The organism is Nonomuraea sp. 3N208, from assembly GCF_052245935.1.
Taxonomy (GTDB): Bacteria; Actinomycetota; Actinomycetes; order Streptosporangiales; family Streptosporangiaceae; genus Nonomuraea.
In genome coordinates this window covers 21,278-30,771 of sequence record NZ_JBQQBR010000083.1, presented here as the reverse complement: position 1 = coordinate 30,771, position 9,494 = coordinate 21,278, and the positions used below count along the sequence as shown (strand labels likewise).

Annotated in this window: 9 protein-coding genes and 1 pseudogene; 4 read left to right on the top strand and 6 right to left on the bottom strand. The window is 68.5% G+C overall.

Annotated features, from left to right (window positions below):
* Positions 1–207: 207 nt before the first annotated feature.
* From ACTWPT_RS58005 to ACTWPT_RS57995, 3 genes and pseudogenes are all read right to left on the bottom strand, one after another.
* Positions 208–957 carry a DUF2071 domain-containing protein gene (locus ACTWPT_RS58005; RefSeq protein ID WP_443186114.1) on the bottom strand — a complete coding sequence of 250 codons (750 nt, stop codon included), beginning with the start codon at positions 955–957 and terminating at the stop codon, positions 208–210.
* Positions 954–1,283, bottom strand: coding sequence for a helix-turn-helix domain-containing protein (locus tag ACTWPT_RS58000; RefSeq protein WP_443186113.1), 330 nt, complete (start codon positions 1,281–1,283; stop codon positions 954–956). Before ACTWPT_RS58000 ends, ACTWPT_RS58005 begins: the two co-directional genes overlap by 4 nt.
* 569 nt (positions 1,284–1,852) lie before the next feature.
* Positions 1,853–2,070 (bottom strand): annotated as a pseudogene (locus tag ACTWPT_RS57995) (DUF4158 domain-containing protein); the annotation flags it as partial.
* Positions 2,071–2,435: 365 nt separating this feature from the next.
* Here ACTWPT_RS57995 and ACTWPT_RS57990 point away from each other — a divergent pair.
* Genes ACTWPT_RS57990 through ACTWPT_RS57980 form a run of 3 tightly spaced genes read left to right on the top strand, consistent with a single transcriptional unit; the run spans position 2,436 to position 4,818 of the window.
* Positions 2,436–2,789: a YciI family protein gene (locus ACTWPT_RS57990; protein ID WP_443186112.1), complete on the top strand. Its 354-nt coding sequence runs from the start codon at positions 2,436–2,438 to the stop codon at positions 2,787–2,789.
* Positions 2,786–4,000 carry an RNA polymerase sigma factor gene (locus tag ACTWPT_RS57985; protein ID WP_443186115.1) on the top strand — a complete coding sequence of 405 codons (1,215 nt, stop codon included), beginning with the start codon at positions 2,786–2,788 and terminating at the stop codon, positions 3,998–4,000. Before ACTWPT_RS57990 ends, ACTWPT_RS57985 begins: the two co-directional genes overlap by 4 nt.
* Positions 4,000–4,818: an alpha/beta fold hydrolase gene (locus ACTWPT_RS57980; protein WP_443186111.1), complete on the top strand. Its 819-nt coding sequence runs from the start codon at positions 4,000–4,002 to the stop codon at positions 4,816–4,818. The genes ACTWPT_RS57985 and ACTWPT_RS57980 overlap by 1 nt, the downstream gene beginning before the upstream one ends.
* Before the next feature lie 461 nt (positions 4,819–5,279).
* Here the strand turns inward: ACTWPT_RS57980 and ACTWPT_RS57975 are convergent, their stop codons facing one another.
* Positions 5,280–5,729, bottom strand: a complete 450-nt coding sequence (locus ACTWPT_RS57975; RefSeq protein WP_443186110.1) for a DUF6294 family protein — start codon at positions 5,727–5,729, stop codon at positions 5,280–5,282.
* A gap of 396 nt (positions 5,730–6,125) precedes the next feature.
* Positions 6,126–6,509 carry a hypothetical protein gene (locus tag ACTWPT_RS57970; RefSeq protein ID WP_443186109.1) on the bottom strand — a complete coding sequence of 128 codons (384 nt, stop codon included), beginning with the start codon at positions 6,507–6,509 and terminating at the stop codon, positions 6,126–6,128.
* 308 nt (positions 6,510–6,817) lie between these two features.
* On the opposite strand from ACTWPT_RS57970, the gene ACTWPT_RS57965 reads away from it, so the two are divergent.
* A complete protein-coding gene (locus ACTWPT_RS57965; RefSeq protein WP_443186108.1) occupies positions 6,818–6,949 on the top strand; it encodes a hypothetical protein in 132 nt (43 codons plus the stop codon).
* A gap of 597 nt (positions 6,950–7,546) precedes the next feature.
* Here ACTWPT_RS57965 and ACTWPT_RS57960 read toward each other — a convergent pair.
* Positions 7,547–9,166 (bottom strand): hypothetical protein, encoded by a 1,620-nt coding sequence (locus tag ACTWPT_RS57960; protein ID WP_443186107.1) that lies wholly within the window; start codon positions 9,164–9,166, stop codon positions 7,547–7,549.
* Between the last annotated feature and the right edge of the window lie 328 nt (positions 9,167–9,494).

Sequence of the window (9,494 nt, the reverse complement as noted above, 5' to 3'; positions counted from 1 at the left end):
CGCTCGGCTTCACCGTCACCCTGACCCAGGCTGCCTGACCCACACCGCCCCCAGGCCACCCCACCGACGATCACCAGCCGGGGTTCGCTGCCGCCTGCCCGGCTGAGGTCCTTATTTTCCGGTCAGGGGGTCTTCGACCCGTCAGTAATCCACGTGCGTATCAGGCCGCTTGGGCCGAGTCGGGCCGATGGGTGGTCCAGGCCCGGGCTAGCGAGGCTCCGCACCAGCCCGACGAGTGAGTGGCAGGCCTGGGTGCATGGTTGGTAGCGGACGCCAGGTGACGGGGACGCCGCGCATGACGAGCGCGCAGTCCAGCGTCGCACTCCCCTGCGGCAAGCTCTCGAAGAACGACGACTGCGCCGAGACGATTCTGCAGGCGTCCAGCCGCCAGGCGCGCGTGTGCAGCTCCATGCCCTCGAGCGCCCCCGCGACCGTGGGAGAGTAGCCCTTGGCTCCACGTTCGAAGAAGAGCGACGCCTGTCGCAGATTGTCGAACAGCTCGCTACCCCGCAGGTCGGGGGTCACCTCCACGGTGACGTCCACTCGGGTGTCGCCACTGCGGGTGGTGTAGGCGATGCGCAGCTCGCCGGGCGTCTCGCGGACCTCGAAGTCGGCCCGGCCGTGCTCGCCGGGGAAGAGCCGCCCGCCGGCCAAGGTGTTAAGCAGCGAGGCGGTGTCGCGGCGCGGGATGTAGACGCCGGTCTCGACTCCGTGGGGACCGTCCCATTCGACGGCGATGCGGTGGGCGGCGTTCTCGCTGCGCAATCCCACGGCCTTCGGCGCCCAGCTCGGCCGTACGTCTCCCAGGCGCAGCAGGCAGATGCCCGCGACGGCATGTCCGCGCACGACCTGCGGGCGGAGCCCGTCCGGCAGCAGGCGGGTGGCGGCCTGCGGAGCGAGTCGGTAATTCACCAGGAGGCGGCGCTCAACGACACTGGACAGCCGGGGTTGCCTCATGCCTCCTCACCTTCTGCAGTTCGACGCCACTTGGTGTGGCGGAGGATGATCTGCTCAGGACAGACGGCGCTGAGGAAGCGGCCGACACAGGTGGCCAGCCGCTCCTCGGCGAGCGTGTAAAGAATGCGGTTGCCGTCGCGGCGCTCGGTGACTAGGCCCGCACCCTTGAGGCCGCCGAGGTGGCGGGAGATGGACGGCGCGCTGATGGGGAACCGGCTTGCGATCTCTCCTGCCGCGAGCGTATGCCCTCCTGCAGGCCGGCGTCGGCGCCGGACGGTGGTGAACCGACCGAGGATGACCACGGTGGGCACGATGGTGGCGGCCATCGGGGCGAAGGCAGGCGAGGGCGGGGCGGCGAATCCGAGTGCCACCAGTGATTCCATTGAGGACCGTTGAACGCGTGGGATTCCCGGATTTGATGGTCTTCCTAGGGGTCGCCTCGCTGAGCCGTGCCTCCCCGGCCCCCGGCGGCCCCCTGCCCCGAGAACCGGAGCATCCGGGGATGTCCCCGCAGATCGTCGCCGCGACATCCCCGATCCGACGCACGGCAGGGTGTTGGTGGTTGTCTGCCGAGTAGAAAGAAGAGCCCGCGGCGGTGGTGGCGTTCGGCCGACGGGACGTGGGTATGCAAGGACCGGCCCCGCCTCCAGACAAGGGAGCCGGGGCCGAGAAGGGGATGGATCAGAAGGGGGAGGCAAGCCCGGTGCCGTGGCAGTGCTCGCACCGGCCGTTGCCGCCGGGCCGGTCATTGCAGTGGGTGGCCAGTTCCGTGGCGATCAGGCGGTGCAGCCACGTGGTACGGCCGGGCCCGAGGGGGAAGACGTAGCGACGGTGCTCATCGGTAACGTCGACGATGAACTCGTCGCCAGGCTCGAACGACCTCGGTCGGCATCCCCTCCAGCGGATCGGCCAGAAACCTGCCGAGAAAACGCACGGTGGTGAGCTGAATGCTGAAGCCGAGGCAATTGTGATCACCTCGCAGCTTGGCCTGCGCCATCAGCTCGTGATCGTCATCGCGCAGGTAGAAGAACAGCTCAAGATCCGCCTGCGACACCGAAGCACTGAGCGGCTGTAGGCGGCCGCTTCCTGATCGCTGAGAAACTCCACCGGCATGGCCCGCACGGTAGAGCCGAACCGGCACAATACGGCCAGCAGTGATTAGACCGTTACCTAGCGTTCGCGGGTTCGTTCTGACCAGCCAAATTGATCTTGCCTCTTTGTCAGGATCCGTCCTTTGGCCCTCTGTGTACGCAAACCACCGAAACCCACCGGGTGCCTTGAGGGTGGTCAGGCGCCCGTGGCGGTTGCGCCGTAGAGCAGGTAGCCGCCCACCACGAAAGCGGCGTAGACGGCGACCAGCAGGCTTCACTCCAGCGGGGGCAGAAAATCAATCTCGACGTGATGTCGAATATCGGCGTGCGGCGGAGTCATTACTACGGCGATGCCGCACCGGTGACGCCTGGAGAAAGGAATCTGGCATGGAGTACGCGCTGCTGATCTACGGCGACGAGAAGGTCTGGGCCTCGCGCGATGAGGATCAGATCCGCGAGAACAACGCGCGGCATGAGCGTTTCGCCGCCATGCTGGCGGAGCGGGACGCGATGCGCGGTGGCAAGGAACTGGCGCCGGCGAGCTCGGCGACCACCTTGCGGCGCCAGGGCGACGACGTGAGCGTCACCGACGGCCCGTTCGCCGAGACCAGCGAGGTGCTCGGCGGTTTCTACCTGATCGAGGCGGCCGACCTAGACATGGCGATCGCGCTGGCCAAGCAGCTACCGGAGGGTGTAGTCGAGATCCGGCCGATCGTACCGGTGCGGGGGAGCGGCAGCTGAACGCCCACGACGCGGTCGAGCAGGCCTACAGGGAACACTGGTCGCGCCTGCTCGCCCTGCTCCTCACCCGGCTGCGCCGGTTCGACGTCGCCGAGGACGGCCTGCAGGACGCCTTCCTCGCGGCCGCTCGGACGTGGCCAGAACAGGGCGTGCCGGACCGCCCGGCTGCCTGGCTGCTGACGATCGCGCATCGTCGCGCGCTCGACAGGATCCGCCGCGAGGACAACGACCGGCGGCGGCTGCCGCTGCTGATGGTGACCGACCCGGTGCCGGACCCCGACCCGGACGCCATCGCGGATGAGCGGCTGCGGCTGCTGTTCGCCTGCTGCCACCCGGCGCTGTCCGCCGACGCGCGGGCGGCGTTGATGTTGCGGTTCGGGGCCGGGCTGAAAGCGGCGGAGATCGCCCGCCTGTTTCTGGTGCCCGAACCGACGATGTACGCCCGGCTGACGCGGGCCAAGGCCAAGATGGCACAGGCTGGCATCCCGCTGCGCCGGCCAAGCGCCGATGACCTGCCCGAGCGGCTCGGCGTCATGCTGAAGGTCGTCTACCTGCTGTTCACGGAGGGCTACCGGGCCACCACGGGCCCGGAGTATCAGCGGCCGGGGCTGGCCGCTGAGGCGATCCGGCTCGGCTACCTGCTCGGCGAGCTGCTGCCGGCGCAGGAGGAGATCCTCGCCCTGCTCGCGCTGATGATCCTGCAGCACGCCCGGCGCGACGCCCGCCTCGACGGCGAGGGTCGGCTGGTCCTGCTGCCCGACCAGGACCGCGCGAAGTGGCGCCACGACGAGATCGATCACGGTCTGGACCTGCTGCGCAGGCTGGGCCCGGCATCCGGCGAGTACCACCTCCAGGCGCTGATCGCCGCCGAGCACAGCACGACCGGGGCCACGGACTGGCCGCGCGTCGCCTGGCTGTATGCCGAGCTGGAACGCCGCACCGCCTCGCCCGTCATCCGCCTCAACCGAGCGGTCGCGGTCGCGGAGGCCGGGTCCCCGGAGGCGGCGTTGAGCCTCATCGACGGCCTGGAGGAGGTCCTGCCGGCCAACCATCTGGTCCCTACGGTGCGGGCCGAGCTGCTGTGCAGGCTGGACCGCCGCGAGGACGCGGCTGCCGCGTTCGACACAGCCCTGCGGCTGGTCCGCACCGATGCCGAACGCGCCCATCTGCAGCGGCGCCGCGCCGCCTGCCTGAATACCGGAGGAATGTGATGAACAAAGTGATCTCGGCAGATGGCACCTCCATCGCCTTCGAGCGGTTCGGCGGCGATGGCCCGCCGGTCATCCTGATAGCCGCGGCGCTGTGCGACCGCACGGCGACCAGCGCGCTGGCCGAGCAACTGGCACGACACGTCCCCGTGATCACTTACGACCGGCGGGGCCGCGGCGACAGCGGCGGCATCGGCGTATGCACCGTCCAGCGCGAGATCGAAGATCTCGGCGCGCTCATCGCCGAAACCGGAGGAACTGCAGCGCTGTACGGCCATTCCTCCGGAGCGGCCCTCGCCTTGCACGCGGCCGCCGCCGGCCTGCCCATCACCAAGCTCGTCCTGCACGAGCCACCCTTCACCCCCACCCACGACGATGAAGACCAGCACCAGCGCCAGGCCGCCGAGGAACAGGCCGCACGCCAGCAGGCCGAGGCCATCCGCGCCCTGCTCGCCGAGGACCGCCGAGCCGAAGCCATCGAGCTGTTCTTGGCGCCGACCGGAATGCCGCAGCAGATGGTGGACCAGATGAGCAACGATCCCGCGGTGCTGGCCATCGCGCACACGCTGCCCCATGACCCCTTTGAGGTGGTCAGCGCGAGCAGCAGAGGCGGCGCCACACCGGCTGAGCAAGCCGCTGGCGTGCATATCCCCACGCTGCTGCTGTGCGGCGGCGCCAGCCTCGCATGGATGATCGATACCGGCACGCAGCTCGCGGCCGCCATGCCCAACGGACATCACCACGTCATGCCAGGCCAGCCACACATCGTTCCTCCCCACGTGCTGGCTCCGGTGTTGACGGACTTCCTCGCCAGCCGATGAGCCGCCTGCTCGGCGGATCCCCCACCACCTCGCCCGGCCCAGACCGCCAGTCCCCCGCCGTCCGGGCCAGGCAGGTTCACCCGGGCCCTCGATCCTTGCTCGCTGCTCACCGTCGAGCAGGTGGAGCAAGTGGTCACGCTCGCCGAGCAGAAATATGACGAAGCGGGATGCACCTGGTCGACCACCCCGAGCCTCTGGCTGGAGGGGCCCGCGATCTATGAGCTCGGGTCGGCGTCCACCTGGCCGCCGATGTCACGGCGGCTCACTCCTTCTTCACCAAGCCCCCGGACTCGGCCTTTCCCACGATGGTGGTCAGGGACCCGCCCGAATCTCACGCCAGCGCGAATGTGGTCGACGGTCAGCTCGCGCCCGTGCTAGCTGTCGACCACCGACGTGTCAGCATGGGCGCGAGCTGTTTGGGGATGAGGCGGTTGTCGAAGGGGACCGCTCAGTGCGTCGGGTCAGCAGTGCTTGCTCAGGGACATGCGCTTGATGAGCGGGAACAGGTTGGGGTTGAAGCGTCCGGAGGCGAACCACCGGTAGCGCTGGGTGTGGCTGGGCAGGTTCTTGACGAACTTGGCCCGGTCAGTGGGATCCTGGATACGTGCGTTGGACAGCGCGCCGAGCACGGCGCCGTTGGCGTCCTTGAGCCGCGCCCACATCAGCCACGCGTCGCTGTCGTCGCTGCTGGTGACGACAGCGTCGAAGTATGCGGTCCCGTTGGGGTGCAGGGTCCAGCTCGCACCCTCGAACATGGTGCAGTCCCCCGCCCGCTGCGGGTTGTTCCAGTAGAAGGTTTTCGGGTCGGCCCCGGTCTGCGCGTGCGCGCCCGCCGTGGTGGAGATCGACAGCCCGGCGGTCAGGAGAGCCGTGGCCGCGGCCGCGCCGGCCATTTTGCGGATGGTGTTCATGAGATGCCCTTTCGTGAAAGCGCGTTTGCATGGTTTACGGGGTGTGAGGACGCGGCTTGACGAGGCTTGCGGATCGTACGAAGAGGCAGTCGTGGACATCGGGTTTCCTTCGAAGTGAGCGATCGGTGGTTGCCGTCAACCAGAGTGCGCGTCGGCGGCGTCGAGGTCAGCGGCCTACGGGCTGATCGGGGCGTTCCCCTTGGGGGCGGACGCGACGGGTGCGTTCCCCCCTGTGGGGGAAGGGGACGTCGCCCCGTTCGGCGATATCGCAGCCCGGTTGCCGGGCCGTACCCTCCGATCCGAACGGACGCGGGAACACGACGTGCGCTCCCCTGCGACCGGGCGATGTTCCCGGGTGTCTGGGGACCTGCCCTATGCGCGGAACGGGGTGACCGATCAATTGGACGCCATGAAGGTGCCGGCCTGGGGTTTGTTCGGGTTGCCGTGGCCGGGGTGGCCGTCGGCATGGCCGACGCTGCCGGCCAGGGCGGAAGCGGCGGCCACGATCACGGCGACGACAAGGCCGCGGCGAACTGATGTGATGAACATGGTTGCCTTTCCCCTTCTGTCGCCTTCTCGGAGATCGGAATCGACGAATCGAGGTTTGCGCCGGCGGTGGCTGCCGGCGGGTGGTAGGTGCTTATGGCCATCACGATGGCCTTGGGTGAGGGGGGCTTTCATGGGTGGCGGCCCGCCGATTGGGTCCGGGTTTTCCCGGAGTGCGCGCTCCTGGATGACGCTGTTGCCCTGAGCCGTGACCACAGGCCACCATTCGGTCATGACCGTCGACGCCCGCCGGGCCGGCCTCCTTCGCGTGACCGGCTGGATCGCCGGGACGCTCGGTGTCCTGCTCGGGATGCCCTGCTGCTGGCCATGTCCAATGGCGTCGCCGGGATCGTGTCGGCCGTGGGCGTCGCGGGCGGTTCTTGCGTCAGCGTGTTGTGCGCATCACGCCAGGGGCGGCACCGTCCTCGACCCCGATGTCGTCACCGCCCTGGTCGACGGCGCCGGCCCGGGCCGTGGCGCACTGCAGCGTCTCACCAGCAGGGAAAGCCAGGTCCTGGCCTTCATGGCAGCGGTCCAGGGCCGTGGCCGTCCGCCTCCAGCAGGTCCGCCCCGGCGGACGGGTGAACGGCGACGGCGGCGCTGCGTCAGGCATCAAGGCGTTCACCCCGTGGGCGCGGGCGACGGCGAGCTGGTTGGCCACCTGGCAGGCGTGACGCTGGGCCGGCGACCAAGGTATGCGGCCGTACACGGGCCCAGCGCATCCGCGTGGTCTCGCATCCTCGGAGGTCAGCACGATCGACAACGGCCTTTGCCCCTACGCGCAGGGCGGACACGGCTTCGCTCTGGAGCCGCGCGGCCTGCCCTGCGACACCTGATGGACCGGTTCCTGGACCGGCTCCGCTCCCGCAACCTCCTGTCACAGCGTCAGTCCCGGCGCGCCCCTGTGAGGACCTGGCCCGGTCCCACCTGCCGGGCGAGGACTCTGAACCAGCCGATCAGGGGAGGCACGCTCACCGCGAGGCCGGCAAGACCCGCGATCGCCAGGCCTCGTGGCGCACACTTACGAAGGCGCCTATACCTGCGCGCCGACATGGCCGTCTGGCAGCAGACGATGGCCCAGACCACCAAGACCCGCTACATCAACGGCACCGTCCCCTCCCGACGCCGTTTGGAGTCCGGGGTCTGTCGGCGTACGGTCCCAGAGCACAGCGGGTTCGTGCGGTGGCCGAGGGCAGGGGCGGACGGCCTGGACGGAGGTAGGCCGGAGCGACGTTGGCCGTGCCCAGTGAGGCGCGGCCGACGCTCATCGCTTACGAGCCGCGGAGCCGATCGGCGAGCTGCGCCAGGTAGAGGGAGTCAGGTGCCAGCCCCGGCCGGTTGGTCCCCTCCACATAGCCGGTCTGGTGGTTGGTGTACCAGTTCTGCCCGGTGACGATGCCGGTAGTGCCGATGGCGAAGTTCTGGGCGGTCGGTGGAGTCTGCACGCACAGCTTCTTGCCGTTGTCGACGGTGCAGTTCCACGCCACGCTGTTCACCGAGGACCAGCCATGCCCATTTCCCCTGTCTCCGCGATTGTGCAGGGCCAGGACCCAATCGTTCTCGCTCTGGTTGGACAGTTCCTGGATGTTGTCGTACAGGAGCCCCTGACTCCACCGGTGATGGCCGCCGGTCTCGTTGTAGCCATACTTGTTGTACCCGTTCAGCCACACATTGCCAGAGCAGGTGCTCATCCCCGTGCCGATGAAGGCGTGCCGCGCATGGAACGCGATCAGGTCGCTGAAGAGGACCTGCTGGGACATGCCACCGGCGCAGAAGCTGTACCGCCTCCCTCCGATGATCTGGGAACGAGGCTGGACGGCCCGAACCCGCTGCACGGTAACCCGCGTGCTGCGCTGCACCCAGACGCCGGAGACCGAGAAGTGCAGGAGCGCGGCGTTCATGACCCACGCGTCCTCGACCCTGCTGACGAAGATGCAGCTCTGCGGGTGGTCCTCGCTAGTGCTCGATGGATCGCCCATGTCGATGCGGAGGTTCTCCACACCGACATTACGGACGAGCCCGGCCTGGTCCCAGACGTATACGTAGGACTGGGACAGGGACCGTCGTAGATCGTTGAAGACGGGGGCGCAGATGATGATGTCGTTGCCGACGATCTCCCGGATGTACCTGTTGTACATGATGGGCAGCTCGGGCAGCGCGCCGGGGGCCCAGGGAGCTTCGTTCACCACGCCCCCGCCGTTGATCGCGTCGGTCCACTGCTGGGTGTGGGGGTGATAGATGATGATGTTGTCGCCGACCTTGAGGTTGGCCGTCGATGCCAGGGTGATCCGGCGCTGTCCGGTCGTGACCAGGCTGGAGGTGATGCCGGTCTTGGTGCCGGGCACCTGCGATTCCCAGCCGCCGGACGTACCACCGACGAAGAGGACCGCGCTCCTGCTCCCGTCGCCGGTACCGGTGATGACCGTGTTGACCGACGTGTCGTCTTCCTTGCCGACCCCGCGCAACACGACACCGTCGTGTTTCATCCGGAGCGTGCCGTCGACGATGTAGTGACCGGCCTTGAGGAGCAGCGCCCCTCTGAACCCGTTGGCGCGGAGCGGCATCGCGCCCACCTCGTCGAGCGCGGCCTGAATGTGCGCGGTGTTGTCACCCGCGACAGGGCCGATCTCCTTGACGACTGGGACGGAAGGGATCGGCGTCTGACCATTGCGGTACCCGGCCCAGCTGAAGTCCGGGATCACCTTCCCTCGTGAATCCGGCTTGTAGACAAGCCGGCCGTCGGCGCCCGGGTAGACGAGCCGGGAATGCCATGTATCCGCCTGCGCCGCGTCGGGGGCCAACACGTCACGGGCCAGGGACGCGGCCGCCCCCGCGACCACGGCCCCACCACCGATCCTGAACAGGCTGCGGCGCGATAGAGATCCGGGCATAGTGTGTTTCTCCTCAGAAGGGGCCCCGGACCCAACTCTCCGACCACCGAGGCGGAGGCCGAGCTTGTCCGTTGAGCCAGGGAAAGACATACGGAGGGTAGAGGAGGCCGGTATGTTTCCCCTATATCGCCGGGGTCATCCGAAGCTGTACACGTCGCCGACGCGGAGGCGTACCTGGTCGCGAACACCGGCTCACCGAGCGCGGCGGCTGGGAGGCGCAGATCCTGGCCGAGGTCCTAGCCGACATCCGCTACACCGACCCAGACCTGCTGCTTGCGGCCGGTTACACCGACGACGACCTGGCCGACCTCGCTGGCGCGATCGCAGG